This window comes from Bradyrhizobium algeriense (assembly GCF_003062295.1).
GTDB lineage: Bacteria > Pseudomonadota > Alphaproteobacteria > Rhizobiales > Xanthobacteraceae > Bradyrhizobium > Bradyrhizobium algeriense.
The window spans coordinates 108,691-134,310 of the sequence record NZ_PYCN01000020.1; the positions used below are offsets into that span (position 1 = coordinate 108,691).

Annotated in this window: 21 protein-coding genes; 10 read left to right on the top strand and 11 right to left on the bottom strand. The window is 62.7% G+C overall.

Going from position 1 to position 25,620, the window contains the following annotated elements; genetic code table 11:
• Positions 1-33: 33 nt before the first annotated feature.
• Positions 34-1,548 (top strand): hypothetical protein, encoded by a 1,515-nt coding sequence (locus C7G61_RS29695; RefSeq protein WP_108520475.1) that lies wholly within the window; start codon positions 34-36, stop codon positions 1,546-1,548.
• A 9-nt stretch (positions 1,549-1,557) separates the two neighbouring features.
• Here the strand turns inward: C7G61_RS29695 and C7G61_RS29700 are convergent, their stop codons facing one another.
• From C7G61_RS29700 to putA, 3 genes are all read right to left on the bottom strand, one after another.
• On the bottom strand, positions 1,558-2,205 hold the full coding sequence (locus C7G61_RS29700; protein ID WP_108520477.1) for a glutathione S-transferase family protein: 648 nt from the start codon (positions 2,203-2,205) through the stop codon (positions 1,558-1,560).
• A gap of 11 nt (positions 2,206-2,216) precedes the next feature.
• Complete coding sequence (locus tag C7G61_RS29705; RefSeq protein ID WP_108520479.1) at positions 2,217-3,422, bottom strand: CaiB/BaiF CoA transferase family protein; 1,206 nt, start codon at positions 3,420-3,422, stop codon at positions 2,217-2,219.
• A gap of 98 nt (positions 3,423-3,520) precedes the next feature.
• On the bottom strand, positions 3,521-6,532 hold the full coding sequence (putA, locus tag C7G61_RS29710; RefSeq protein WP_108520481.1) for a bifunctional proline dehydrogenase/L-glutamate gamma-semialdehyde dehydrogenase PutA: 3,012 nt from the start codon (positions 6,530-6,532) through the stop codon (positions 3,521-3,523).
• Between the two features lie 367 nt (positions 6,533-6,899).
• On the opposite strand from putA, the gene C7G61_RS29715 reads away from it, so the two are divergent.
• On the top strand, positions 6,900-7,445 hold the full coding sequence (locus C7G61_RS29715; protein ID WP_244608530.1) for a hypothetical protein: 546 nt from the start codon (positions 6,900-6,902) through the stop codon (positions 7,443-7,445).
• Between the two features lie 146 nt (positions 7,446-7,591).
• Here C7G61_RS29715 and C7G61_RS29720 read toward each other — a convergent pair whose 3' ends face one another.
• The 3 genes from C7G61_RS29720 to C7G61_RS29730 all read right to left on the bottom strand — a co-directional run bounded on the left by C7G61_RS29720 (position 7,592) and on the right by C7G61_RS29730 (position 10,328).
• Positions 7,592-7,792 carry a cold-shock protein gene (locus C7G61_RS29720; RefSeq protein WP_028351035.1) on the bottom strand — a complete coding sequence of 67 codons (201 nt, stop codon included), beginning with the start codon at positions 7,790-7,792 and terminating at the stop codon, positions 7,592-7,594.
• Between the two features lie 361 nt (positions 7,793-8,153).
• Complete coding sequence (locus C7G61_RS29725) at positions 8,154-8,393, bottom strand: hypothetical protein (protein WP_108520485.1); 240 nt, start codon at positions 8,391-8,393, stop codon at positions 8,154-8,156.
• 201 nt (positions 8,394-8,594) lie between these two features.
• The gene (locus tag C7G61_RS29730) at positions 8,595-10,328 is read right to left on the bottom strand and encodes an adenylate/guanylate cyclase domain-containing protein (RefSeq protein ID WP_108520487.1); all 1,734 of its coding nucleotides are present in this window, start codon (positions 10,326-10,328) and stop codon (positions 8,595-8,597) included.
• Between the two features lie 264 nt (positions 10,329-10,592).
• Between C7G61_RS29730 and C7G61_RS29735 the strand changes: the two genes are divergently transcribed.
• The 5 genes from C7G61_RS29735 (at position 10,593) to C7G61_RS29765 (ending at position 17,421) form a co-directional block, all read left to right on the top strand.
• On the top strand, positions 10,593-12,089 hold the full coding sequence (locus C7G61_RS29735; protein ID WP_108520546.1) for a glycosyltransferase family 39 protein: 1,497 nt from the start codon (positions 10,593-10,595) through the stop codon (positions 12,087-12,089).
• A gap of 523 nt (positions 12,090-12,612) precedes the next feature.
• The gene (locus tag C7G61_RS44080) at positions 12,613-12,918 is read left to right on the top strand and encodes a hypothetical protein (protein ID WP_145963706.1); all 306 of its coding nucleotides are present in this window, start codon (positions 12,613-12,615) and stop codon (positions 12,916-12,918) included.
• A gap of 151 nt (positions 12,919-13,069) precedes the next feature.
• A complete protein-coding gene (locus tag C7G61_RS29745) occupies positions 13,070-13,669 on the top strand; it encodes a LabA-like NYN domain-containing protein (protein ID WP_108520491.1) in 600 nt (199 codons plus the stop codon).
• A 612-nt stretch (positions 13,670-14,281) separates the two neighbouring features.
• Complete coding sequence (locus tag C7G61_RS29760; protein ID WP_108520495.1) at positions 14,282-15,778, top strand: DUF1254 domain-containing protein; 1,497 nt, start codon at positions 14,282-14,284, stop codon at positions 15,776-15,778.
• Positions 15,779-15,948: 170 nt separating this feature from the next.
• The gene (locus C7G61_RS29765; protein WP_244608531.1) at positions 15,949-17,421 is read left to right on the top strand and encodes a DUF1254 domain-containing protein; all 1,473 of its coding nucleotides are present in this window, start codon (positions 15,949-15,951) and stop codon (positions 17,419-17,421) included.
• Between the two features lie 549 nt (positions 17,422-17,970).
• On the opposite strand, the gene C7G61_RS29770 is transcribed toward C7G61_RS29765, so the two are convergent.
• The 3 genes from C7G61_RS29770 to C7G61_RS46195 all read right to left on the bottom strand — a co-directional run bounded on the left by C7G61_RS29770 (position 17,971) and on the right by C7G61_RS46195 (position 20,607).
• A complete protein-coding gene (locus C7G61_RS29770) occupies positions 17,971-19,314 on the bottom strand; it encodes a sensor histidine kinase (protein WP_108520499.1) in 1,344 nt (447 codons plus the stop codon).
• Positions 19,311-19,991: a response regulator transcription factor gene (locus tag C7G61_RS29775; RefSeq protein WP_108520502.1), complete on the bottom strand. Its 681-nt coding sequence runs from the start codon at positions 19,989-19,991 to the stop codon at positions 19,311-19,313. Before C7G61_RS29775 ends, C7G61_RS29770 begins: the two co-directional genes overlap by 4 nt.
• 190 nt (positions 19,992-20,181) lie before the next feature.
• Positions 20,182-20,607, bottom strand: a complete 426-nt coding sequence (locus C7G61_RS46195; RefSeq protein WP_244608524.1) for a hypothetical protein — start codon at positions 20,605-20,607, stop codon at positions 20,182-20,184.
• Here C7G61_RS46195 and C7G61_RS29780 point away from each other — a divergent pair.
• The gene (locus C7G61_RS29780; RefSeq protein ID WP_244608525.1) at positions 20,579-21,226 is read left to right on the top strand and encodes a MipA/OmpV family protein; all 648 of its coding nucleotides are present in this window, start codon (positions 20,579-20,581) and stop codon (positions 21,224-21,226) included. The genes C7G61_RS46195 and C7G61_RS29780 overlap by 29 nt on opposite strands.
• 8 nt (positions 21,227-21,234) lie before the next feature.
• Positions 21,235-22,008, top strand: coding sequence for a hypothetical protein (locus C7G61_RS29785; RefSeq protein WP_108520506.1), 774 nt, complete (start codon positions 21,235-21,237; stop codon positions 22,006-22,008).
• Positions 22,009-22,156: 148 nt separating this feature from the next.
• Here the strand turns inward: C7G61_RS29785 and C7G61_RS29790 are convergent, their stop codons facing one another.
• Together C7G61_RS29790 and C7G61_RS29795 are read right to left on the bottom strand one after the other, a co-directional pair.
• The gene (locus C7G61_RS29790; RefSeq protein ID WP_108520508.1) at positions 22,157-23,188 is read right to left on the bottom strand and encodes a YcjF family protein; all 1,032 of its coding nucleotides are present in this window, start codon (positions 23,186-23,188) and stop codon (positions 22,157-22,159) included.
• Positions 23,185-24,648 carry a YcjX family GTP-binding protein gene (locus C7G61_RS29795; RefSeq protein WP_108520510.1) on the bottom strand — a complete coding sequence of 488 codons (1,464 nt, stop codon included), beginning with the start codon at positions 24,646-24,648 and terminating at the stop codon, positions 23,185-23,187. Before C7G61_RS29795 ends, C7G61_RS29790 begins: the two co-directional genes overlap by 4 nt.
• A 267-nt stretch (positions 24,649-24,915) precedes the next feature.
• On the opposite strand from C7G61_RS29795, the gene trhA reads away from it, so the two are divergent.
• Complete coding sequence (gene trhA, locus C7G61_RS29800; protein WP_108520513.1) at positions 24,916-25,614, top strand: PAQR family membrane homeostasis protein TrhA; 699 nt, start codon at positions 24,916-24,918, stop codon at positions 25,612-25,614.
• The last annotated feature ends 6 nt before the right edge of the window (positions 25,615-25,620 follow it).

Below are 25,620 nucleotides of genomic sequence, written 5' to 3' on the forward strand. Positions count from 1 at the left end.
GAATAGGTCTCATTGCGCGGTGTTAGTTGGGACATGAGCCGCGCGCCAGGATTTCTCGCCATCGTATTTGCTCTGCTGTGCGGCGCTTTGCCGGCGCGCGCGGCACAGGATGCGGCGCTGGAACGCGGAACAGCCATCACCGATCCCGCGACGTTGCGCGAACTCGACGGCGGAAAATTTCGTCTCGATCGCATGCTGCTGCCGGAGCGGCCGGCTGATATTCCGCTCGCCAATAGCGAGCTGTTCGCCGTGCCGTCGATGGCGCCAGTCCGGCAGGCGATCGATGGCGAGTTCGATCGCTATGTCGCGCGGCACCGAGCGAACCTGCCGAAGGAGACGATCGGCGTCGGCGAGGGCTTTGATTTCCAATTGTTCGACCGCGCGCTGCTTTATTCGGCAGAGACGCGGTTCGTGCTGGCCGGCATCGTTAACCGGATGGACCGCGCTTACGCATCCGAAGCAAGCTGCGGCGAGATCCGCATGATCTATCGGCTGACGCGGAAGAACAAAGCGGCCGGCGACAACGCTTCGCCGCCGCGGCTGCCGATGACGTTGAACCTCGTGCTGAAGGCGAAAGGCGAGGGATCCACGATCACCTGTTCCAAAATCGCCAATCGCTGGCTCGCCGCGCCGCTCGGTGGGACACCGGCGGCAAAGGATGGCCCGCTCGACCTGATCGGCCACGAGAATATCGACCGCATCGAGACCAATCTGCAGATCGCGCACGCGCCGAAATCGTCGGTTCGCGATTTCCGCACCGACTATCTGTTGAAGGTGTTTCGCTACGATCGGAACGCGCGCGTCTTCGCGGAAGCGCCGATGGAAAACCAGATCGATCGCGCGCGCCTTCTGGCCGACGATGGCCTCAAGCGCGAGTTCAGAGCATGGCTGCTCGATCCCGTCAATCTCGTCGCGTTCGATCGTGGCACCGCGCTGATCCCGGAAAAATTCCTTGCCAGCGGCGCGATTGCGCCGACGCCGGTCGGGTTCGATCCGTCGGACCTGGAGCCGGAATTCGGACTGGTGCAAGGCGAGGGTGCCGTGTTCAGCGAGGCCGACATCGTGGCAGCGTTGAGGAAGGCCGTGGAAGGCGGCGTGAAGCTGCAGAACATCCGCTCGCCTGCCGGGTTCGAGCGGCGGCTCAACGACGTGACCTGCTCGGGCTGCCACCAGACGCGCGGCATCGGCGGCTTTCACTTCCCCGGTGTCGACTGGATGGCGGAAAATCCGTCGAACTCGACGGTCGTGCCGGCGTCGCCGCATTTCTTCGGCGACCAGATCCGCCGACGCGATATTCTCGCAAGCCTGCGCGACGGCAAGACGCCGGATTACTCGCGCGGGTTCGCCAGCCGTCCGCAGTTGCGCGGCAGCACCGAACTCGCCGGCACCAATTACTACGACGGCTGGGGCGCGCATTGTTATGTGCAGGGTAAGCCGGCCGCCAGCAATGACGGAAGTTTTCGGGATTGGACCTGCGCCGAGGGCCTGACCTGTCAGGCCGCCGGCAAGATCTCGCGCATCGGCATGTGCTTCGTCAAAAGCCGTTAGCGCGAACTGTCACTTGGCGTAGTGCGTCAGGCGCTTGCCGGGCAGCAGATCATAGGCCGATTTCCAGCCCGGCAATTGCGCCATGCGCTTAAGCCAGGCGTTGATCGCGGGATGGCTCGCCGCCAGATCGTACCCGGTTTCATCGGCGGGATAATGCAGATAAGCCATCATCGATATGTCGGCCACCGTTGGCCGTTCGCCGATGGCGAATGCATTCTTCTGCATGTGCTGTTCGAGGATCGCCAGGAAATCATCAAGCCGCCTGCGGAAATGTTTCAGGACGTGCTCGTCCGGCGACGGCGTGAAGGTCCGAAAATAGCGGTAGGTTGCCATGTAGCCGGTGAGCTTGTGGTTGTCCCAGAACAGCCAGCGCAGCAGTTCGAACTGCTCCTGCTCGGTCTCGCCGCCGAACCGGCCGAATTGCTTTGCCAGCTTAAGCAGGATCGGCGCGGTCTGTGTCAGGCGTTCGCCGTCGACCTCGAGCACCGGAATTTCGCCCATCTCGTTGACGTCGCGCCGCCATTCCGGCGTGCGCGTGACGCCGCCGCCGAAATCGGTCCATACCGGCTCGAAGTGCTCGCCGCACAGCGTGAGCATCAGCGCGAGCTTGTAGCTGTTTCCCGACTCCGGGAAGTAATGCAGGCGATAGCTGGGCATGGTCTGCTTCCTTACGCCACCGCGCCGGCCGCGCGCAGCTTGCCAATCGCGGCTTCGTCATAGCCCGCGTTGCGCAGGATCTCGTCGCTGTGCTCGCCGATCGCGGGCGGCTTGCGCGGCTGCACCTTCTTGCTGCCATCCACCCAGATCGGGCTGGAGATCGTCAGCATGGTATCGTTCTCGAACGGCACCAGCACCTCGTTCTCGATCATCTGCTTGTCGTTCGGAATGTCGTCGAGGATGCCGACCACGCCGAACACCAGCCCGTTGCCGTCGAGGATCTTGCGCCATTCGGCAAGATCCCTGGTCGCAAAGGTCTCGTCGAAGATCTTGATCAGTTCGAGCGATCGCGCATGGCGGTCTTTCTTGGTTTCGAATCTCGAATCGGTGATGAGGTCCTCGCGGCCGAGGCAGCGCGCCAGCGTCGGCCATTGCCGGTCCTCGTTGAGCAGCGACAGGATCAGCCAGCGTCCGTCCTTGCACTGGTAGTGATTGGTGACCGCGTTGAGCGCGCGCTCGCGCGGCCGGCGTTCGCCGAACTTCGCGCCGACCAGTTTGGCCTGCGCCAGCACCGAGGCGGCCCAGACGCCATTGGCCATCAAATTGGAGCTGACATGCGAGCCCTTGCCGGTGCGCTCGCGCTTGTAGAGCGCAGTGACGATCGCGCCGTAGAACGCCATCGCGCAGGGGTGGTCGCCCATGCCCGCGATCGATCGCGCCGGCGTCGTGTGTTCGTCCGCTCGCACCAGGTCCATCAGGCCCGAGCGCGCCCAGTAGGCGTTGGAGTCGAAGCCCGGCTTGTTGGCTTCCTCGCCCTTTTCGCCGTAACCGGTGAAGGAGGCATAGATCAGGCGTTCGTTGAGGGGTGCCAGATGGTTGTGGGTGATGCCGAGCCGCTCGCGCACCTGCGGCGGATAATTGGTGATGAAGACGTCGGCTTGCGCGGCCAGCCGATGCAGCACCGCCTGCCCCTCGGGCTTCGAGAGATCGAGCGCGAGGCTCTTCTTGTTGCGGGCTTCCAGCATCCACGCGAAATTATGCTCGCTATGCGGGTAGCCCGGCAAATTCGGCAGGTTGCGATAGGGATCGCCGGCGCCGGGCGGCTCGATCTTGATGACGTCGGCGCCGAAATCCGACAGCACGGTGGCGGCCGCAGGCGCTGCAATGAAACTCGCGCAGTCCAGAACCTGGAGGCCTTCGAAAATACCCTTATCCATCGTAGCGCCGCTCCGTGACGTTTGTTGCTCTTGCTGAATTATCGCGATGAGCGATCCGGTTCAAACGCCATTTGGCCTATCTCGAAGGGGCGATGCAACTACTCCCCGCCGGACATCAGCGCTGCATTTCCGCCGGCTGCGGCCGTATTGACGGTCACCGTCTGCTCGGTTGCAAAACGCGCGAGATAATGCGGCCCGCCGGCCTTCGGCCCGGTGCCCGATAGCCCGTGGCCACCGAACGGCTGCACGCCGACCACCGCGCCGATCATGTTGCGGTTGACATAGATGTTGCCGACCTGGAGGCGCTCGATCGCGTCCTCCACCGTATCGTCGATCCGTGAATGGATGCCGAGCGTCAGCCCGTAGCCGGAGCGCTCGACCGCCTGCAGCACCAGGTCGAACCGTTCGGCGCGGTAGCGCACGACATGCAGCACCGGGCCGAATATTTCTTCCGTGAGCCGGCCGGCATCTGACAATTCGAAAATATGCGGCGCGACATACTTGCCTTGTGGTGCGTTACTCGCAAAGTGCACCCGGGCTTCTTTCTTCATGCGTTCGATATGCGCGTCCAGCCGCTGCTTGGCCTCGGCATCGATCACCGGGCCGATATGCGTAGCGGGATCGGAGGGATCGCCGATGACAAGCTCGCGCGCCGCGCCCGCGATCATCTCGATCATGCGGTCGGCGACGTCGTCCTGCAGGAACAGCAGCCGCAGCGCCGAGCAGCGCTGGCCGGCGGAGCGGAATGCCGAGGTCACGACGTCGTCGGCGACCTGTTCGGGCAGCGCGGTAGCATCGACGATCATGGCATTGATGCCGCCGGTCTCGGCGATCAGCGGCACAATCGGCCCGTCCTTGGCGGCGAGCGCGCGGTTGATCGTTCGCGCCACTTCCGTCGAGCCCGTGAAGACGACACCGGCGACATCGGGATGCGCCACGAGCGCGCCGCCGATCCGGCCGGCGCCTGCCACCAGATGCAGCGCTGACGCGGGCACGCCGGCTTCATGCAACAGCTTGACGGCTTCAGCCGCAATCAGCGGCGTTTGCTCGGCCGGCTTCGCAACGACTGCGTTGCCCGCCACCAGGGCTGCCGCGACCTGGCCCAGGAAGATCGCCAGCGGAAAATTCCACGGCGAGATCGCGACGAAAACGCCACGGCCGCGCAGGCGAAGCACATTGCTCTCGCCGGTCGGTCCCGGCATCGCCTTGCCTTCGCCGAACAACTCGCGTCCCTGCGCAGCATAGTAACGACAGAAATCCACGGCCTCGCGGACTTCCGAGATCGAATCATCGAGTGTCTTGCCGCCCTCGCGTTGCAGCAACGCGACGAAATGCGCCGCACGCCGCTCCAGCAGATTGGCGGCCTGCTCCAGCGCCGCCGCGCGCATCTCGGCTGGCGTTCGTGTCCAGTGCTTGAAACCGTCGCGCGCGGCCGCGATCGCTGCATTGGCCTCCGCCTCCGTTGCGTCGGCCATGCTGCCCGCTGCGGGTGTTGGTTCGGTGGCGATGGCCGAAACGAGTTGCTCCAGCGCCGCGCGCTCGCCGAATTCGATCCCGCGTGAATTTTTCCGCGCCGGCCCATAGAGGTCGCGCGGCAACGGAATGTTCGGATGGCTGGCATTGTCGGCACTGCCGATGATATCGGCCGGACGCCGCAGCAATTGCGAGACCGGCATCGCCTCGTCGGCGGCGAGCGCAACAAAGGATGAGTTGGCGCCATTCTCCAGCAATCGCCGCACCAGATAGGCCAGCAGATCGCGGTGGCTGCCGACCGGGGCGTAGGTGCGATGGGTGATGTCGGGGCGGTCCTCGCCGAGCTTTGCGTAGAGCGCTTCGCCCATGCCGTGCAGGCGCTGGAATTCGAATCCGCTCTGGTCCGTTGCCAGTTCGAGGATGGTCGCGACCGTCAGCGCATTATGCGTGGCGAACTGCGGAAAAATTCGGGGGCGCAGCGCCAGCAATTGCTGCGCGCAGGCGACGTAGTTCAAATCCGTCATCGCCTTGCGGGTGAACACGGGATAGCCGTCGAGCCCGCGTTCCTGCGCGCGCTTGATCTCGGTGTCCCAATAGGCGCCCTTCACCAGCCGCACCATCATTTTGCGGTCGAGGCTGCGTGCGAGACCATCGACGTAAGCGATTACGTCGGAGGCGCGCTTCTGGTAGGCCTGGATCGCCAGGCCAAAGCCGTCCCAGCCTGTCAGCGAGGAATCACTGACCGCTGCCGCTATCACATCGAGCGACAATTCCAGCCGGTCCGCTTCCTCGGCATCGACAGTGAAATTGAGGTCATAGGATTTAGCTTGCCGGGCGAGATCGATCAGGCGCGGGACCAGTTCGCTCATCACTCGTGCGCGGCTCACGGCCTCGAAGCGCGGATGCAATGCCGAGAGCTTGACCGAGATACCGGGCCGGTCGGGCAGGGGACGCTCGCCGGCCGTGCGGCCGATCGCCTCGATCGCGCTTGAATAGGAATTGAAATAGCGCGCGGCATCGTCGGCCGTGCGCGCGCCTTCGCCGAGCATGTCGAAGGAGTAGCGTTGATGGCGCGACGGGTGCGGCTGCGCCCGCGACAGCGCGGCTTCAATGGTTTCGCCGAGCACGAAATGATTGCCCATCAGCCGCATCGCCTGCCGCGTCGCCGCCCGCACGGCCGGCGCGCCCAGACGCTTGGTGAGCCGGCCGATGGTCCCCTGCGGGGTCTCGCCGGGCTGGATCACGCGGGCCGACATCCCGAGCGCCCACGCCGACGCGTTGACCAGGAACGCGCTCGACCTGGTTTCGTGATGGATGAAGTCGCCCTGCGCGAGCTTGTCCTCGATGAACTGGTCGGCGGTGCGGGCGTCCGGCACCCGCAGCAACGCTTCCGCCAGCACCATCAGCGCCAGCCCCTCCTTGGTCGACAGCGCGAATTCGCGCAGCATGTCCTCGACGCCGCCGAGCGGATCGTCGTTGGCCCTGATGGCCTCGATCAGCCGCCTTGCCATGCGATCGATGCGCTTCTCCTGCGCCGCATCCAGCCGCACGGCCCCGAGCAGGCGGGCGGCCATGGCACGATCGTCAGGCGCGTAGGGCGCGCTGAAGGGCGGAGGGGGCGACTGAGGAATCAGCATAGGATTCTCTTGGCTCCAGCCAGTCTACCGGGGCCGCGATTGAGAGAACAGGGCGCAAATTCTCCCAATTTTCCAAGGGGATGGCCGGATCGCCAAGGCCGGAATGGTGTGCGAGCGGATCCAACTGGCGCACGGAAAACACAGCAGGCGGAATTTCGGCGGCGGGATCTACAGATTGCCGGCTTGCTTGTTGGCAGCGTGAAGGAGCCGCGCTAATCGTCAGGCACGCCGTCGCTTGGGAACAGCAGGGATCGTGATAGACGCCGGACAGCCTATACTTGGACGCCAGTCGCGCGCGGGATTCGCGGCTGTGTTTGGCATTCTCCTCGCGTCGCCGTTTTTCGCCCCCGCGGCGAAGGCCATCGAGATGAGTGCTGAGGTCGCCAACCTCTACAGCTCGGTTTCGATCTATCCGCCGTCGGCCACATCCATGACCGTCTGCTACGGCTTCGTCTGCCGGCGCCGCGAGATCCTCGATTTCACGGCCGCCGACCGCAGCGCGATCACACAAATCATGGCGGCGGGGCGCGCCTCGGCCGCGGCCGAGCGCGCCGCGGTGCAGAAGGTGGTGGTGTGGTTCGATCGCCGCATGGGGCCGATCCTCGGCACCAACAAGCGCGTGGCGAAAGCGGATTTCCGCTACTTCGACGACAAGCACAATTACGATTGCTGGGACACGACACGTAACACCACCAGCCTGTTGCTGGTGCTGCGGGAGTGGGGGCTCTTGAAGCATCACGCGATTGGCGATCCCAAATATCGCGGCAATACGCTGGTGCTGCAGACACCGCACAACACGGCGGTGCTGGTCGATCGCGCTACCAAGATCGAGTGGGTCGTCGATCTCTGGCCGCGCGGCTATCTGCAGCCACCCGACGTGATGACGGTCCAGAAATGGGTCACAGAAGATTGAGCGGCCGGTTGTCGCGCACGATTTAGCTATCGCACGTGCAGAAGCGGTGCCCGCTCCGCCGAACGCTCACAGTTTTGAGAGGTTTTTTAAGCCCTACTCCCGGATTTTGCGTCCGAGAGCGCGCCGTTGCCGATCGCGCGTTTGCGCTAAACCTTGAGGTTCTCGGCCGAAGTCTTGCCCCGATTGGCGATCTCTTCGTATTCGACGGTCTGCCCTTCATTGAGTGTCGAAAGACCAGCTTTCTCAACTGCCGAAATATGAACGAACACGTCCTTGCCGCCGCTTGAGGGTTGGATGAACCCATAACCCTTGGTTGGATTGAACCACTTCACCGTACCTTTAGCCATTCACGTCGTCTCCGCGGAATCAAAAAAAGTAAACGAGCCGCCGGTCCCCGCACTAACCGGCATGCCCGAGGCATCAGGATACGCGGGTTGGGGCGGACTGGGTAGCGCAAACGGACCGGCCGTTTCGGCAAAAAAGTGCCCATTCGCACCCGATTTCCGCCGTTTTCCCGGTTTCGCGCTCATTTGACGCGGCCGGGAGTGGTGATTCGAAAACTGGGCAATCGGTTCGACCCGCTGCGCGCTGACGTCATTCCCCCGCTTGCGAGGAGGTGGCGGCGGGGCTCCGGCCTGGCATATCGCATACGGAGAACCCCGGCCGCGCGAGCGACCGGGGCTTCCGAACGAAACGTCTGCGGCCAGATCAGTAGCAGACGTTCACCGTCCGCCAGCGGAAGCCATAGGGTGTCAGCACACGGCGGGTCACGTAGCAGCCGTCATAGCCGCCACCGACGAAGCCGATCCTGAAGCCATGGCCATGGCCGAAGTGGTGGTGGTGATGGTGATGCGGCCAGAACCCGCCCGCCGAAGCGGTGGTGGGCGCCAGCGCCATGGCGCTGAGGGAAGCGGCGGCGACAGCAGCGAGAGTCAATTTGCGAAACACGGTCGTTCTCCTTGAATTGTGCGCGGTCGACGTTTCGTCTTGGCGCGGGTTTAAGTTTCAGTCTTACCCATCGCCAATCTGTCGTATCCCCAAAGATGCGGGTTCGAGGACGCGGCGCCTCGTTCGCAGACAATTTTCTGAACGATTATTCAGGTGTGAAAAACATCACAGACGCTTCGAACCGCTATCAATGAAGCGGTTTCAGGCTGCGGCGCTTTGCTCTTCGTTAACCAGCGCCGTTAGCTTCCGCGCGTCAGTCACAGTGCGCACGATCATCGGCTCGTTGCGTCCGCGAATCTCGACGTCATGCTGCGGCAATGCATCCTCTGCGAGGCCGGCGGTTGCGCGAACTTCGTCTGAGACGACGACCTCGCATGCAAGGATCTTGGTCATGTCCTGCAACCGCGCCGCGACATTGACAGGATCGCCGAGCGCAGTGAACACCATGTGGTCGCGATAGCCGATGTCGCCGACGATCACTTCGCCGCCATTGATGCCGATGCCGAAGCGGATCGGCTCGCGCAGATCATGTTCGAGAAATTTATTCAATTCGTCGACATTGGCGGCGATCATCGCCGCCGCACGCAACGCCTGGCGGCAGGCTTGTTGCCGGGTGGTCGACAGTCCGAACAGCGCCAGCATGCCGTCGCCGACGAACTGGTTCGGCCGGCCGCCGCTCTCAATCACAGCCTGCGACACCGCGCCGAGGAAACGGTTGACGATGAACACCGTGTCGAACGGCAGACGCTTTTCGGCGAGCTTGGTCGAGCCGCGCATGTCCACAAACAGGCTGACGAGATAGCGCTCCTGACCGATGCGCGTTGGATTCGATTCGTGGCCGTCGGCGGACATCGTGTGCGGCAGGAAGAGCTGGAAGAACGACAGATCGGACGGCGGCCGCAACTGGCAGGCCAGGCGGATGGAAGGATCCGACGTGCCGACCCGGCCAAGCACGAACGCCTCGCGCTGCGAAGGCTTGGGCAGGTCGGCGCAATCGCCGATGATGCGGATACGGCAGGTCGAGCAGCGCGCCCGGCCGCCGCAGACGCTGGCATGGGGAACGTTGTTGCGCAGGCTCGCCTCGAGCACGCTGAGGCCCCTGGGAACGCGCACCGTCCGGCCGTTGCCGTAGGAGAGGTTGATCATGCCGCGGCGGCGCTCGTTGATGGCGCGGGCGCCGCGGGCCAGCAATGCTACGCCGATCAGGCCGAAATAGCCGAACAGGAAAAAGTCCGTGATGCGATCGAGCGCCTGCGCCTCAGCGCGGGTGCCGATCTGGCGCACCGACTGGGTCTCCGCGCGCCATTCAGCGCTGTCATTATCGATCACCATGCGCCCGCTCTGATAGAAACCCAGCATGGAGAGCGTCGGAACCAGCACCGCCGCGGCGAGCAGGAACGGCGCGGCGCGTTTGTAGAACGCCCGCACCCGCAGCCAGAAATACAGCCCGATGCAGCCATGGACCCAGGCGATGATCATGACCGCCAGCATCATCCAGATCCGGTATGGCGCCCAGATCCAGTACAGGAACAGCACCTGCGGATAGAGCTTTTCATGTTCGTACAGCGTCTGGCCGAGCCGGACGCCGATGATATGGGCGATGATCAGCATCGGCACGCTGAGGCCGAGTGCGAGCTGCAGCGGCTCGATCGCCTTCCAGCGGAATTGGCGGCGTTCGTAGAGCGCCCAAATGCCGAGCGCGGTGTGCACCAGGCACGCGGTGTAGAACAGGATCGTGACCGGGAGGAATTGCCAGAACGCCGTGTGCAGATAAACCCCGCTCGCCAGCGCCTCCAGCGAGATGTTGCCCAGCGCATGGTTGAGAAAATGGCTGACCAGATAGGCGAACAGCACGACGCCGCTGACAAGGCGCACCTGCCGGAGGCTGATGCCGCGAACGTATGTCGTCAACTGTTCTCGGGATAGGGCGGCCATGCGATCCAAAGGGTCAATATTGGGCGATACTAATGCCTAATTCCAGCGGTGAATACCACCTACCGTCGTCCCAGCGAAAGCATGCTTTCGCAGGGACGACGGAAGTGATTTTCCGCCATGGCTCGTTGACACTCCCGGCTCAGTCGAGGAGAAAGCGCCGTGACGATAGCCCAGCCCCATAAAAGCAAAACCAGTCCCGCCGCGTCGCCATGGTTTGCAGCGCCCTGGCTTGCCGTGGCGTTGCTGATTGCCGCGTTGACGGCGATGCGGCTGGTCTATGCCGGCGTGCTCGATCTGCGCACCGACGAGGCCTATTACTGGACCTGGTCGAAGGAGAGCGCGCTTTCCTTCCTCGATCATCCGCCCGGCATCGCCTGGCTGATCCGGTTCGGCACCGCGATCTTCGGCGATACGCGTCTCGGCGTGCGGTTCGGCGGCATCGTCGCGATGCTGCTGACGCAATTGCTGCTCGCCGACATCGTCCGGCGCGTGACGCATGATGTGCGCGCCGTGATCTTCGCGGTGCTGTTGCCGGAAGCGGCGCTGTATTACGGGCTGTTGATGGCAAAAGTCGCGCCCGACACCGCGATGATCCCCTGTGCGGTCGCGATGCTGTGGTCGCTGGTGCGGCTGCACGAGAGCGGCAATCCGCGCTGGTGGCTGGCCGCGGGACTTTTTGCTGGCCTCGCGATGCTGTCCAAGTTCACCGCGATCCTGCTGCTGCCGGCGGTCATCGCGTTCGCGCTGGTGCCGGACTGGCGGCGGCGCTGGCTGCTCAGCCCCTGGCCGTGGCTGGCGGCGCTGATTGCGGCGATTGTGTTTCTGCCGGTGCTGATCTGGAATGCAGAGCACGATTGGGCGTCGTTCCGCTTCCAGTTCGTCCGCGCGGTCGCGACCCATCCATTGTCGCTCCGCACCGTCGGCGAATTCATCGGGCTGCAATTCGGCCTCGTCGGCTTCGTGCTGTTGCCAGTGGTGCTGTCCGGCGTGACGCTGACCGCCTGGCGCGGCTATCGCAGCCGCGAGCCGGTCGCGATCCTGCTGTCGACCGCCGTACTGGTGCCCTTCCTCTATTTTCTCTGGAAGTCGTTGACGCTCCGCGTCGGCGACACCTGGCCGATGTTCATGTGGCCCGCCGGCTTTGCCGCGACCGCCATCAATCTCGTCATGCTGCCGCGCGAGGGTTTTTCGGACCGGATCGTGAAATCGACATTCTGGTGGGCGAGGGTGGCCGTGATCTCCGGCATCGCCTTCGTGGTCGGCGTGTTCTTCTACTACGTTGCAGCGCCGTGGAATCTGATCGGCAGGACCGATCCGGTGGGCGGCGAGGCCGGCTATGAACAGGTCGCGGCGCGCGCGCGCGAACAGTTGCGAGCGACCGGCGCGACCTGGATCGCAACGTCGGATTATCGCACCTACGCGATGCTGCGCTGGCATTTCAACGGACAGGTGCCCGTCATCCAGATCAACGAGCGCGGCCGGTTCCAGGGCTTTGGCGATCCTGGCATGAAGGTGATCAAGGATCATCCCGGCCTCTATGTCGCGCGCGAGCCGGACAACCGCCTGCCGCTGTGGGACTTCACGACCGCGCAACGGCAGCCGCTGGCGCGGGTCGAGCGCGTCTGGCGCAGGACGGTGATGGATACCTACGCCCTGGAAAAATTGACGGGCTGGACGCCGGAGCTGTCGCCGCCGGTGGATTCGCCGCTGTTCCGCTGGCGCGTGCTGGCGGCAGTTGTCGGGCTCGACGCCGCTTCGTAGCCCGGATGAGATCTCGTAGGATGGGTGGAGCGAAGCGATACCCATCATCACGTGCACCGGTCCTTGATGGGTATCGCTTCGCTCCACCCATCCTACAACATGACTTCGCGGTCTCGCGGCGCATTGCGTCCGAGGTTTGCTATCAACTTCCCGCCCTCTTGTCAGAGGGCGCAGGGAAGACCGGGTGCTTGCTGCACCCGCGGTCTCGCGTGCGATTTGCACAAACAAAAGTGCACACGAGCATACAGGGCAGCGGGAACACTCCGGCCTTCCCTGCGCAATGGCTTTACGGCTTACTTCGTGCTCTCCCCGGTGAACGGCTCTTTTGCCACCGTCGCCCGTGAGAGGCGTGCCTCTCGCGAACTTAACGCCAGCACCGCGGCGTCCGGACCACACGACTTCGCCGTACGCTCAAGCCACACACGTCAGTCGCAGCTCTCGCGTCCATCGCATCTCACCGCGCGTTCGTGACGATGGCCAACGCCCCTCAATCGGGTGAGACGGGCGGAGTTATGGAGTTGATTTGGGTGAGAACGAAAGCGGAATATTTTTGCGCCAAGGGCTGGACAGGTTTTGGGTGATTTGCCCGTCGTGCCAGTTTGTCGCGGGCCAGCAAATGAAATTGTGCTTGCGCGCAAAGCAAATCAGTTCGCAGGCCGCCGTAACCACCACAAACCTTCGTATAGGTGCTGCATCCGTTCGTATCTGCGCCGTTAACCAACGGACAATTGAGCGCCTATGCCGCGCGCCTTATCGTCTAAGCCATCGGGTTCGGCTGCCGCAGGAAAATTTCACGACCAAAGCGATCGAGTACAGCAACAATATTTGAGCTGTCCATGGCGACGAGTCCTGCTCTTTTCTGCGAGTTGACGGTGAGTGCGGCCAGAGATGCCCGCAGGCGAATTTGGTGTGCCGCGCATCCAGACAGTAACCTGAAGTGACGTCGTTTTCCTGCTATCCAATTTTGGGGTCATTGCGGAATGTCATCCTCCCTCGGCAAGATTGCGGTCCTGATCGATGGCGCCAATCTCTATGCGACCGCCAAAACGCTTGGCTTCGATATCGATTACAAGCGGCTGCTCAAGGAATTCCAGAGCAGAGGCACGTTGTTCCGTGCGATCTACTACACCGCGATCATTGAGGATCAGGAATATTCGTCGATCCGGCCCTTGATCGACTGGCTCGGTTACAATGGCTACACCGTGGTCACCAAGGCGACCAAGGAATACATCGACGCTACCGGCCGCCGCAAGGTGAGGGGCAACATGGATATCGAACTCGCAGTCGATGCCCTGGAGCTCGCAGAACACGTCGACCAGATCGTGCTGTTCTCCGGCGATGGCGATTTCCGCTCCCTGGTCGAAGCGTTGCAGCGTCGCGGGGTCCGGGTGACCGTCGTTTCGACGATTTCGTGCCAGCCGCCGTTGATTGCCGACGAATTGCGCCGCCAGGCCGACGTCTTCACCGATCTGATGGAGTTGAAATCCAAGATAGGCCGCGACCCGTCCGAGCGGCCGCCCCCGCGCGAGCTGCGTCAGCAGATGCCGGAGTTCCTGCAGCGCGACACGAATAATGCGTGATCGCGGCGGTCTTGAACGCTTGCCCCGATCGCCACTTGGTCAGTCCGTAGGGTGAGCAAAGCGACTTGTCTCGCCGTAGCTCAACGAGCGAAGGCGGAAGCGTGCCCGCCATCAAGACGCGCGCTCGGCTATTGCGCCACAGCGCGCGGGTGAGTTTTGCGCCCGGCTGGCTCAAATCCGGTTAAACAAAATCTGGATGCAAAAAGCGGATGAAAGTCTGCCAGCATCTGTTGCTGGGCATTGTCAGTCCCAAGCGCGCCATCATTGGTTGTCTCACAGACGCCAGCCAATCTCAAACCTGTCATCGCGACACGGAAGGCTCGCCCGAAGTTGCCATCCGAGTAGACCCTCGGACTGGTGGTCGTAAAGCACGAGGCCGATGCGACGAAAGCCTGTTGCATTTTCGCAAAATCGTCCTGGTTGGCGGTGTTGAACCATATCAACCCGACATTGTTATTCCCCGCAGGTGATCAAGGACGGCTCGCATCTGTGCGCGCCGAACTACTGTTGTCGCTATTGCCCGGCCGCGCGTCATGCGCAGCCAGCCGATACATCCACAAGCCACATCGGATTCGCTGTGTGGTGAGTGTCTCGGTTCAAGGAGAAAGAAAAATGAAAATTCGAAGCTCAGCCCTGACATCTGCTCTGCTGATCTCATCCTTCTGCGGAGTTGTGCCCACATTAGCGCAAGAAACGCTCGATACCCGCATCGGCAAGCTCACGTTCGAGAGCGGCTATCCGTCAAAGGAAACGGTCCAAAAGCTCTACGACGAGATGGACTTCCAGCGGGCGACCCAAGCGTACATCTGGGGGATCCCAGCAGTCGGGCTTGCTGAATGGCGTCTTGCCCATCGCGATGTTTTCAAGGCGAAGAGCGGCGAGATGCTGTCGTATCTCGACTTCGCTGAGAAGCTGGGCATCCTGACGCCGAACTACACGACGCCGTACATTGCAACCTTCGTCGATCTACAGGAGAGCGGCCCCATGGTGGTTGAGCTCCCGCCCGGCCTGATGGCCGGCATGATCCTGGATGCGTGGCAGCGTGTCCTGGCGGACCTTGGCGTGGTCGGTCCTGATCAAGGCAAGGGCGGGAAATATCTGATCCTTCCGCCTGGGCACGAGATGGTGAAGCCTGAAGGCTACTACGTCGTCCAGTCGCCGGGCCGGACGGTGCTGGCGGGCGTCAGACTTCTTGATGCTGACAAGGAAAAGGCGATTCGAGAGCTCATTCCCGGCATCAAGACATACAAGTGGTCTCCGACCGGCACCGGCGAGGTGATGCCCGTTCGCCATGCAGGCGACAAAAAGTGGAGTCAGATGCCGCCGCGCGGGATGGCCTACTGGGACAGCCTCAACAAGGTCGTTCAGAGCGAGCCGGTCATGGAGCGGGACCGCCTGATCCTGGCCCAGCTTCGCTTCCTGGGTATCGAAAAGGGCAAACCGTTCAATCCGGGTGCACGCCAGAAAAAAATCCTCGAAGAGGCCGTGGTCGTGGGCGAAGCGATGGCCAAAGCGAACACATCCGACAAGCGCGTGGAACCTGCTTTCTGGCCGGGCACCAATTGGAAGCACGCGCTCGTCGTATCCGTCGATCAACGCGCCCCCAACTACGATCAACTCGATGAGCGTGCCGCCTGGTTCTACGAGGCTGTCGTGATCTCAAAGGCCATGCTGACCCAGACGCCCGGCGTTGGGCAACGCTATATCGCGGCCTACAAGGATCGCGACAGCAACTGGCTCAGCGGCGGCAACACATACAAGCTGCACATTCCGGCCAATCCTCCAGCCAAGGGGTTCTGGTCCGTCACCGCCTATGACGAAGGTACGCGGCAGATGGTCGTTACCGAACAAGGACGTCCAGATCTTTCCTCCCGCAAAGAAGACCTTGTGAAGAACCAGGATGGCTCGGTGGACGTCTACTTCGGCCCCAAGGCCCCGAAAGGCAAGGAGGCGAACTGGGTGCAGACCGAACCGGGCAAGGGGTGGTTCACCTACTTCCGCTTCTACGGCCCGACCGAAGCCTTCTTCGACAAGTCATGGGCATTATCCGACTTCCAGAAGATCGGATCGGAAAGCACGGTAGGCCGGTCAGGCAAGCAGGTGAAGTGACGCACGAAGCAACGCGCCATCCGCCGCGGCGCGTGTCCTTGCTGGCTAATTCTCGAGCGGTTCGCAAGTTTCACGTCAAGTATAATGGCTTGGAGATATGCAAAATGAAGCGATCCCACGCACGTTTCCTGTCCGTTTCCGCCCTAGTCAGCGCAATCATTGTGAGCGGAATGGCTTACGGCCAATCCAGCCGCTTCGACGCCCTTGCCAACCTGCCGTTCGAACAGAACCGTCCAACGCCGGAGACGGCGAAGACGCTGATGCAGGAGCTTGAATTCCAACAAGCCACGCAGGCGTATCTATGGGCGATGCCGCTCATCAACACACTCGGCATGAAGTTCGGCTCCGAGAAGGTGTTTGGCGCGGGTTACAACGTCCTTCCGATCTGGAAGGAGCGGTTGGACACCAAAACAATGGTAACTACGCCCAACTCGGACGTGATCTACGCCATGAGCTATGTGGACATGGGCGAGACCGGGCCGATCGTGTTCGAGGCGCCACCCAATCTCCAGGGCATTCTGCTCGATTTCTGGCAGCGGCCGATCCCGGTCGACGGGGGCAAGTTCTTCGGCGACGTCGGCTTGCCGGGTCCGGACGCCGGCAAGGGCGGCAAGTTCCTCGTTCTGCCGCCGGGCTATAAAGGCGATGTGCCGAAGGGGTACTATGTCTATCGCTCCGGCACGAACAACCTCTTCATCTTCCTCCGCGCCTTCTACCAGGATCCGAAGGATCTTTCGCCCGCGGTCAAGCTTATGGAGGAGGCGAAGGTTTATCCGCTGAATCTTCCCGAGACCGAACGCAAGCCGATGAAGTTTCCGAACGCCTCGGGCGTGGCGGCAAACATGTTGCCGCGCTCTGATATCGCAGCCTTCGAACAACTCAAATGGCTGCTGGATCGCGAGGGTGAGAATTTGGCGGGTGAAGATGGTCTGGGCCTTCTCGCCAATATCGGCATTATCAAGGGCCGCCCGTTCGAGCCCGATGTCGACACGAAGACGATCCTGAATGCCGCAGCGAAAACGGCTTACAAGACAAGCCGCGTGATCGGCAGAAAAACCGAAATCGGCGGCCGGGACCTCAAAGTCTGGAAGGACAGCAAGTGGGTCAATCCGATCAACAATGTCAGCGAGCCCGGTTCCGAGAAGACACTTGATTTGTCCTGGCGCAACAAGAGGGCAGGCTTTGCCGAGATCGAACCGCGCGTCTGGATGTTCACCGATTACTATTCGATCAGCCCCGGAATGGTGTCATTAACGCCCGGCAAAGGCGCATTCTACGTGATCGCCTTCGACGACGCTGACGACAAGCCGCTGTCGGGCGATTCCTCGTACAAAGTGACGCTGCCGCCCAATGTTCCTGTCGCGCTGTTCTGGTCGCTCACCCTCTACGAAGCAGAAAACGCTTCAGGCCTGGCGACCGAAGCGCGGCGCTTCCCTTCATTGGGATCGCGTGACAAGCCGGTGCAGAACGCCGACGGCACGACGGACCTCTACATCGGTCCGAAGTCTCCCACCGGCAAGCAAGCGAACTGGCTTGCGACCGCACCGGGACGAGGGTTCTTCGCAATCTTGCGCCTGTACGGCCCGGAAGAGGCTGCTGTGAGCTACAGCTGGAAGCCCGGCAACTTCGAGAAGATGAATTGACGCTGAGAGGCATTTCGATGTCGCCGGCCGCTCCGACCACGGATTGAACAAGGAATATGATACCAGCTTCTCGTCAGCGAGAGTGCTTACCGGCGGATCAAGCATCGCTTCCGCTGCCGATACGTCGCGCCTCGGCATCGCATTGGTGATGCATTGAAGGGGCGATGAAAGAAGTTGGCAAACGAGGGTTCTTGGTCTGTAGGGTGGGCAAAGCGATAGCGTGCCCACCATCAAGGCGCGCGCTCGGCGATGGATGGTGGGCACGGCGCAAGTGCGCCTTTGCCCATCCTACGAGAGCCCATAGCGGCGCGTCTCCGCTGCGGCTTATGACGCAAATCTGACATCGAGTGGCGTACGGAAACGTGAACCCCTTCACACTTGCAAATCCGCCGATCGTCCTACACTGCTTAACTAACGATGGGGCTGTTCTCAAAGAGTAGAGGAGGCAGCAATGCGTGAACCAAACCTAAGGACAAGTAGCTGTCCACCACTGCTCCCAAACCATTAGCTCGGGTGAATCAGGCCGTCGCTACACTGACGGATCTGGTTTCACTCGGGCGTTCCAGCCGTCGCTTCCGGAAAGCGCAAGCTAGCGGTCGTCCCTCCGCCCGGGGTGGAGGTGATGATGAACTCCCCGCCATGAGCCGCCATGATCTCCTGGACGATCGAGAGGCCGAGCCCTGCGCCGTCTTCTGCGGCGTTGCCGGTCTGAAAGGGCTCGATGAACTTGCGCTCATCCCCCGGAGAGATTCCGGCTCCGTCATCGCGGATCGACACGCTACCGCGGCCGAGCATCGCCGTGATGCGCTTGGCGCCCTCCGCGTGGATCAACGCATTGCCGACTAGATTGGCCAAGGCGCTGCGGATGGCAGCCTCCACACCCTGCACGACCGCGGCATCCTCCTCGGCCTGCTCCAGTGATAATTCGATCCCCGCATCCAGCGCCGACGGGCTGAAATCGGCAAGCACGTCCAGCGTCACGATCGCAAGGTCAATCGGCCGTTTTTCAATCGCATGATTTTGCAGCCGCGCCAGGTCCAGCATGGCCGAGACCAGCGACGTCAGGCGACGCACATCGCGCACAAGCGCGATCTTCAATTGGGGTTCGGCCACATCCTCGATCCTGGCACGCAGCAGCGTCAGCGGCGTCCGCAGCTGATGGGCTGCATTGCCGAGGAAACGGCGCTGCATCTTGATGTAGGTGTTGATCTCGTCGAAGGCGCGGTTCAGCGCCTCGACCAAAGGCTTGAGCTCGATCGGGACCTCATCAAGCGAAATCGATCCCGGCGGCGCCGCCGGGTCGATCGCGAGCGCGCGTCGCGTCACGCGATCGATGCCACGCGCCACGAAACGCCCCGACAACCACGCGCCGATCATCACCATCAACGCGAAGGCGAAGGCCAAAATAGAAAGGGGGAAGATGTTGCGACCAACGAGCGACCTCAGAACCTGGCCGAAGCGGACTTGCGCCCCGCCGATCATCATCACCAGATCGGACGGGCCCCATGGGATGACGGCCAGGCAGAACGTAGAGTTCTGGTCCAGCGTATTGAGGACCGAGAAACCGATCGGCCCGCTATAGGGAAGCGAGAACGGCAGGGCCGGCCTGTGCTCACCCCCGAACTCGGTGATCAACTTCTCGTAGGACACGACGTACCACAGGTTTGGGCTGAAGGATTGCAGCTCCTTGACACGGCGCGTGGACTGGATGGTCAGCGCGCGGCCAGGATCGACGACCGCGGCGTCGTATAGAATGCCTGCAGCAACGCGGCACACGACCGGCTCGTATTCGCGTAACTGGGACTGCCAGACAGTAATGGTGATCATGGCGAGGAAGATGGCCGTTGCAGCGAGGCCGAGCGAAAGCGCAAACGTCCGGGCAATCGACTTCATCGGCTCTGCGCCATTCGGAGCACATAGCCGATGCCGCGCATGCTGCGGATCTCGACATTTCCGCCAAGCTCGTACAGCTTCTTGCGAAGCCGCGAGACCTGCGCCTCCAGCGTGTTGGATTCGATCTCGTCATCGAAGCCATAGATCTCCTCGATCAAGGCAGCGCGGGTGACGACGCGGTCGCGGCGCATCAACAATGCGCCAAGGATCAGGGCTTCGCGCCGCCGCAACAAGACCTTTTTGTCGGCCACGATGGCGTCGTTGCTGCCGAGGTGCAGCTCCACGTTTCCGAACGACAACACCGGCTGAACGAGGAGCCGCGGCCGCCGCAGCACGGCGCGCACGCGGGCGATGAATTCATCCGGCTCGAACGGCTTGCTAAGATAATCATCCGCTCCGCCGTTGAGGCCTTCGATCATGTCTTCCTTGGTATCCTTTGCCGTCAGCATGATGATAGCCGGCCGTTCCGGCAACTGGCTTAACGCCGTGACGATCGCAAGTGCGTCCCCATCGGGCAGCATGCGGTCGACGATCGCCAGATCGTATTTGAAGTTTTTCAGCGCGTGCCACGCGTCCGAAATCGATTCGACCGTATCGACCACACCGTGTAGTTGCGTCAGCAAGCGACTGAGATAGGCGCCGATCTGCGGTTCGTCTTCGATCACGAGAGAGCGCACAATGGTCTTCCTTGCAGCAGGCGGCCAATAAAACCAGGGATCGTGACACTCCCTCTTTGGCCCGATTGTGGCGCTTCGGGCCAGGCGGGCACTGTCTCTTACGGCAGGCGGACTGGCGAAGACAAGCTACGGGCAGATTGGGCATATCACCCGGTCCTGCATACAGAAAAACGTTCGGCTTAGGCAATGTTCAGGCAATGTTTGTCTGCTGCTCGATTTCGTCATCGTTGGACGTCGCGGGCGGCAATCTTGGGGCAATGTTGGCCAGCGATTTGGAGCGGGCTCGAATCCACACCAGCTGGCCCTGACAAAGAGGCCCGCGATCAGAGGCCCCTTTAATGAAGCATGCCATCGAAGCCACCCGCCGCTTTCCCACAAGCGGCGCGCACCGAATTTTTTTCACTACAACGCTCGCAGCCCTCAGCGCGACGGTGGCCGTCTTCGACCGCGCATCAGCCCAGACTGCATTCACCTTGCCGGCGCCCCCTTTTGAGCTGCCGTTACTGCCGCCGGTGTCCGGCAACTGGACCGTCATGATCGGCGCGGAGGGGCGGTACAGGCCGGACTTTGTAGGAGCAAACCACAGCTTGTTCAGCCCGGTCCCGATCTTCTCCATCCGGCGCGCCGGTTCGGTAGATCAGTTTCGCAGCCCGCGCGACAACATAAGCATCGCACTGATCGATTTCGGCGATCTGCGCGCGGGCCCTGCGGGCAAGTTCGTGTCGTCGCGAAAGGCAAGCAGCCATTCCGAGCTCTACGGTCTCGGCGACGTCAAGAGTGCGTTCGAGCTCGGCGGCTTCATCGAATATTTTCCTGTCGACTGGTTTCGCGTGCGCAACGAGACCCGCCAGGGCTTTGGCGGCCATCAGGGCGTCGTCTCCGACTTCTCGGCGGATTTCATCGTGCCGGTGACGCGGGCGATCACTATTTCGGCCGGCCCGCGCTTCACATGGGAAAGCGCGAAGGCCGTCGCGCCCTATTTCAGCGTCGACGCCGTTCAAGCGATGGCGACGGGGCTTCCGGTGTTCGACGCCAAGGGCGGTGCACACTCGGTCGGCGTGGGCGCACAGGTGAAGTATCGGATCAATCCGCAATGGGAAGTGCATTCCTATGTCGAATACGATCGGCTGCTCGGCGACGCGGCAAAAAGCCCGCTCGTGACCGCGCGCGGGTCGGTGAACCAGACGACGGTCGGCATCGGCGCGTCCTACTCCTTCGACTTCAAGATCCGGTAGGGAACGCGATGCGCACCACCAGTCGATACGCTTGGACCGCGATGGTCATCATCCTCCTTTGTATCCCGATGGCCATCCTTCTTGTCCTGAGCAGCGGCGCTCATGCATTGTTCGAGACCCGGGACGCAAAGCTCAAGCCGGTCAAGACCGTCGGCATCGTTTCGGCGATCGGCGATCAATTCACTTTTGCAAAGGCGGGGCTCACCGGTCTCAACAACGGCCCTCGAACCGTGCCGACCGCCTCCTGGGGTCTCGACGACCTGATCGCGCAGCAGGTGGCGGAGGCGCTGAGCATCCGCTTCCAGGTGCAGCCGGTCACCTATCCGCGCGCCAGCTTCGCGACGACCCAGGAATCGGCGATTACCGCCGTCAATCTCGTTCGCGGCGATCGGTTCAAGAAGCTCGTTCAGACCGAAGTGTCCCCGCAAGGGCTCGACGCCTACATCGTCATCACCAAGGCCAAAGCCTATTTCGGCGGCGGCAACCGAAAGGTGGAAGGCGTGGGCCTGATCACTTACAGCACGGTTCTGGAATCATTCCGCCTGCTCCATGCGCTTTACGAGATCAGAGTTGTCGACGGCAAGACGTTCGACATCATCGAAAAACTGGCTGCCGGGCCGCTCGACGAAGCATCGAGCGTCCGGCTCCCCGGCCCTAGCCTGGTGATCGACGCGAGTTTCGATGAGCGAGACGAGAACCTGCGTCGAGCGATCGTTGATCTCGTCATCCGCAGCCTTCCGAACACGCTGAGCGATATGCATCTGATCAATCAGAAGCAGTAACCAGGAGAAATTGATTGAACACCACGGCTCTCAACCGGGCTCACACGGCGTTGCTGTTGGCGGCAAAGCCGGTCAACCCCGCGAGCGGCTGATGCCTGCACGATCAATCAGTTGCCGAGCAACATGGCGTCCCTGGCGGAATCGAACCTCACTCCTCCCCGTCGCGCTTGCGCAGCAGATCCTTCGCGAGATCGGCGAGTGCCGGCCGCGGCAGCGCCGTAAACGGCAGCGGGCGCGTCACGTCGATCGCGGCTAACCCCAGCCGCGCGGTGAGCAGGCCGTTCAGCACGCCTTCGCCGAGCCGTTGCGAGAGTTTTGCGGCGATGCCGTGGCCGAGCATCTGCTGCACCAGGCTGTCGCCCACCGCCATGCCGCCGGTGATCGCGAGATGGCCGATGACATGACGTAGCAGGCTGATCATGCCGAGCGTGCCGGGCCGGCCGCCATAAAGCCGCGCCAGTTGCCGGATCAGCCGCATCGCGGCGACGAACACAAACAGCACGTCGATCAGCGCGCGCGGACTGACGGCTGTCACCACCGAGACGCGTTGCGCGGCCGTGGAAACCAGCCGGCGCGCCTCTTCATCCAGCGGCGCCAACAATTCGCGCTCGGCGAGCTTGATCATGTCGGCGCCGTCGATGATGTCGTCGGCATGGCTCACCAGCGTGGCGCGCGCGCGGGCCAGTTGCGGGTTCTGATGCGCGAGCTTGAGCAGGTCGTTGACGACAGCGCGGCTCTCGGCGCGGTCGTCGCTGCGCAGCACCTCAGCGGCGCGCTGGTGCAGCTTTTCGATGGCCGCGAGCCGCGCCAGCCCGAAGGCTTCGCGCCCGATCACAACCGCCAGCGCCAGCGCCGCGGCGGCCGCGAATGCCAGCGCGACGTAGCCCAATGTCTGGCTACGCGCAAACAGGTCCTCGATCAGGTTGACGATGCCAAGTCCGAGACCGAGCAGCACCAGCCCGCCGGCGGCAGACCAGAACAGCGTGCCCCAGCGAAAGCCGCGGCGTGCCGGGACACGCGGCGCATCGATCGGTACGGGCAGGGTGGCAGGATCGGCTTCGGGCGTGATGTGCACGGTGCCGCGCGCGGGGCGTCCGGTTTCATCCGGGCCCATCACGGTCACGCCGGGATCGTCGAGCTTGAACGTCGCCGGCCGCCGGTGCGGCGTCTTCTCGCTCATTGCAGTCGGTCTCCGATCAGGAACTGGAGGGCGCGGTCAAGGCGGATGTGAGGCAGCGCGGGCTCGTCGCCGGCCGTGTGCTCCAGCAGCGGCGGCCGGAAGCGCAGGAAGCGGAAATCGGCGTGTTCGGAGGCGGTGCTGGAAAGGCCGCGAAAGCCGCCGTTGAACAGTTCCTCAGGGTCCGCAGGCAGGTCGCCCGGAAAGGTCGCGACTTCGGTCTCGCCATCGAAGGCCTCGCCATTGGCGCTCTCGCCGGGCGCGGGCGTGCCGATGATGGACGGCAGCTTTTCGCGGCCACGCGCGACCTGCGCCTCGCGGGTGGCGCGCACCGCCGATAGCGCGACCACGTCGATGGCAGCCCCCGCATATTCGGCACGCTCAGTCGCCTTGGCGACCGCCCGCCGCAGCACAGCTTCCAGCCGGTCATGGCTCTGGTGGTGCAGGTGATCGGCCTTGGTGGCTGCAAACAGAATGCGATCGATCCGGGGACGAAAAAGGCTGCTCAGGATCGTGCTGCGGCCGATGCGGAAGCAATCGAGAATGCCCGACAGCGCGGCTTCGAGATCGTGCAGCGCTTCCGGCCCGGCATTGAAGGCTGCGAGCGCATCGACCAGCACGATCTGGCGGTCGAGGCGGGAAAAATGGTCGCGGAAGAACGGACGCACCACGACATCCTTGTAGGCCTCGTAACGCCGGCGCATCATCGCCCACAGCGAGCCGTCGGGCGCGCTGCCGTCGGCCGCGACATCGAGCGGCGTAAAGGTCAGCGCCGGCGAGCCTGCGAGATTGCCCGGCATCAGGAAGCGCCCGGGCGGCAGCAGGCTCATTGCAAAACGTTCGTCGCGGCAGGCGCGCAAATAATCGGTGAACAATTTCGCCGCGGCGAGTGCCGCCTGTTCGTTCTCGCGGCCCTCTGCATCAAGCGTCTTCAGATGCTCGTGCCACGGCGCGGCGAGCTTTGCGCGCGGACCCTCGCGCGACAGGGCGAGGCTCTCGGCCGACCATTGCTCAAAACTCTTGCTGAGCAGCGGCAGATCCAGCAGCCACTCGCCGGGGTAATCGACGATGTCGATGGTAAGCGTGCGGTCGGCGCCATTCTGCCGCTGGTAGTCAATGACGAGGCGCAGTTCGCTGATATCCGTGGTCGAACTCGGCCAGCACCGCTCCTCGATCAGGGTGCGGACATGGTTCTCATAATCGAAGCGCGGCACCGCATCGTCCGGCTGCGGCTCCAGCCGGGCGCGGGCGATTCGGCCGGTGGCATAGGGCTCGAAGATGGGAAACCTGCCGCCGCGGGTCAGGCCGTGGATCAATGCCGTGATGAACACGGTCTTGCCGGCGCGCGACAGGCCTGTGACGCCGAGCCGCACGGTGGGATTGAAAAAGCTGTCGCCGTAGTCCAGCAGCGCCCGCGCCGACAGGCGCGCTTCCTCGACGATATCTGAAAAACTGGGGGCCATGCGGGCGTGGAAGGCTCGAAACAAGCATTGGTGGGCGATGTCTGGAAAGTGGCGATTGGCGCGCTAAAATCAAGCGTCCGTGATAGGCTGACCACGGGCTTCCGCGGATATCGGCTTGTCACCGGCAGCACGAAAATGCCACGGCTGTGGAGTACTAGATCCGCCTTCGCTGACAATGACGGCCCTCAGGCCAGTCGCCTTGAACGGTTCGTTGACCTCGGAAGACCCATGTCTTAATCGCTCCCTCACCAGCTTCTGTGGATCCGCATGACCATCTTCAGACTGAAACAACTCGCCTCGACATCCTTCCATGCGGCGGCTGACGCCATGCACTGGAACTACGACCGCGCCGAGCTGATCGCCGATGGCGTCGTGCATATCGTCGGCGTCTGTCTGGGGCTTGTCGCCGCTACCGCCCTGATCGTGCTGACCGCGGTCTATGCCAGCGCGTTCGAAGTTGCGGTGGTATCGGTCTACGTCGCGGGCCTGCTCGCGATGCTGACGCTGTCGGCGATCTATAATCTCTGGCCGGTGTCGCGCGCCAAATGGGTGCTGCGCCGCTTCGATCATTCGGCGATCTATCTGTTGATCGCCGCGACCTATACTCCGTTCATCGTGGCGCTGAAGGCGAGCTATCTGGCGCTTGCGCTGCTGGGTGGGGTGTGGTGCGTCGCGATCGCCGGCGTGGTGCTGAAGCTGGCGCGTCCGGGGCGCTACGATCGTTTGGCCGTGGGGCTCTATCTCGCGTTGGGCTGGAGCGGCGTCATGATTTACGATTCGGTGATGAAGGCGGTGCCGCCGCTGGCGCTGGGCTTCGTGGTGGCGGGCGGCGTGCTCTACAGCCTCGGCGTGGTCTTCCATGCCTGGCAGCGGCTGCGCTTCCAGAACGCGATCTGGCATGGCTTCGTCTTGCTCGGCGCGGCGTGCCATTATACGGCTATTCTCGATATGATGATCTTGACGTAAAATCAT

Coding starts and splice junctions, on each gene's coding strand:
- C7G61_RS29715 (WP_244608530.1), top strand. CDS start 6,900: ATGAGTGCTGAGGTCGCCAACCTCTACAGCTCGGTTTCGATCTATCCG.
- C7G61_RS29785 (WP_108520506.1), top strand. CDS start 21,235: ATGCGCACCACCAGTCGATACGCTTGGACCGCGATGGTCATCATCCTC.
- C7G61_RS29695 (WP_108520475.1), top strand. CDS start 34: ATGAGCCGCGCGCCAGGATTTCTCGCCATCGTATTTGCTCTGCTGTGC.
- C7G61_RS29770 (WP_108520499.1), bottom strand. CDS start 19,314: ATGAAGTCGATTGCCCGGACGTTTGCGCTTTCGCTCGGCCTCGCTGCA.
- C7G61_RS29745 (WP_108520491.1), top strand. CDS start 13,070: ATGTCATCCTCCCTCGGCAAGATTGCGGTCCTGATCGATGGCGCCAAT.
- C7G61_RS29765 (WP_244608531.1), top strand. CDS start 15,949: ATGGCTTACGGCCAATCCAGCCGCTTCGACGCCCTTGCCAACCTGCCG.
- C7G61_RS46195 (WP_244608524.1), bottom strand. CDS start 20,607: ATGGAGAAGATCGGGACCGGGCTGAACAAGCTGTGGTTTGCTCCTACA.
- C7G61_RS29730 (WP_108520487.1), bottom strand. CDS start 10,328: ATGGCCGCCCTATCCCGAGAACAGTTGACGACATACGTTCGCGGCATC.
- C7G61_RS29700 (WP_108520477.1), bottom strand. CDS start 2,205: ATGCCCAGCTATCGCCTGCATTACTTCCCGGAGTCGGGAAACAGCTAC.
- C7G61_RS29760 (WP_108520495.1), top strand. CDS start 14,282: ATGAAAATTCGAAGCTCAGCCCTGACATCTGCTCTGCTGATCTCATCC.
- trhA (WP_108520513.1), top strand. CDS start 24,916: ATGACCATCTTCAGACTGAAACAACTCGCCTCGACATCCTTCCATGCG.
- C7G61_RS29790 (WP_108520508.1), bottom strand. CDS start 23,188: ATGAGCGAGAAGACGCCGCACCGGCGGCCGGCGACGTTCAAGCTCGAC.
- putA (WP_108520481.1), bottom strand. CDS start 6,532: ATGCTGATTCCTCAGTCGCCCCCTCCGCCCTTCAGCGCGCCCTACGCG.
- C7G61_RS29795 (WP_108520510.1), bottom strand. CDS start 24,648: ATGGCCCCCAGTTTTTCAGATATCGTCGAGGAAGCGCGCCTGTCGGCG.
- C7G61_RS29705 (WP_108520479.1), bottom strand. CDS start 3,422: ATGGATAAGGGTATTTTCGAAGGCCTCCAGGTTCTGGACTGCGCGAGT.
- C7G61_RS29735 (WP_108520546.1), top strand. CDS start 10,593: ATGCGGCTGGTCTATGCCGGCGTGCTCGATCTGCGCACCGACGAGGCC.
- C7G61_RS29720 (WP_028351035.1), bottom strand. CDS start 7,792: ATGGCTAAAGGTACGGTGAAGTGGTTCAATCCAACCAAGGGTTATGGG.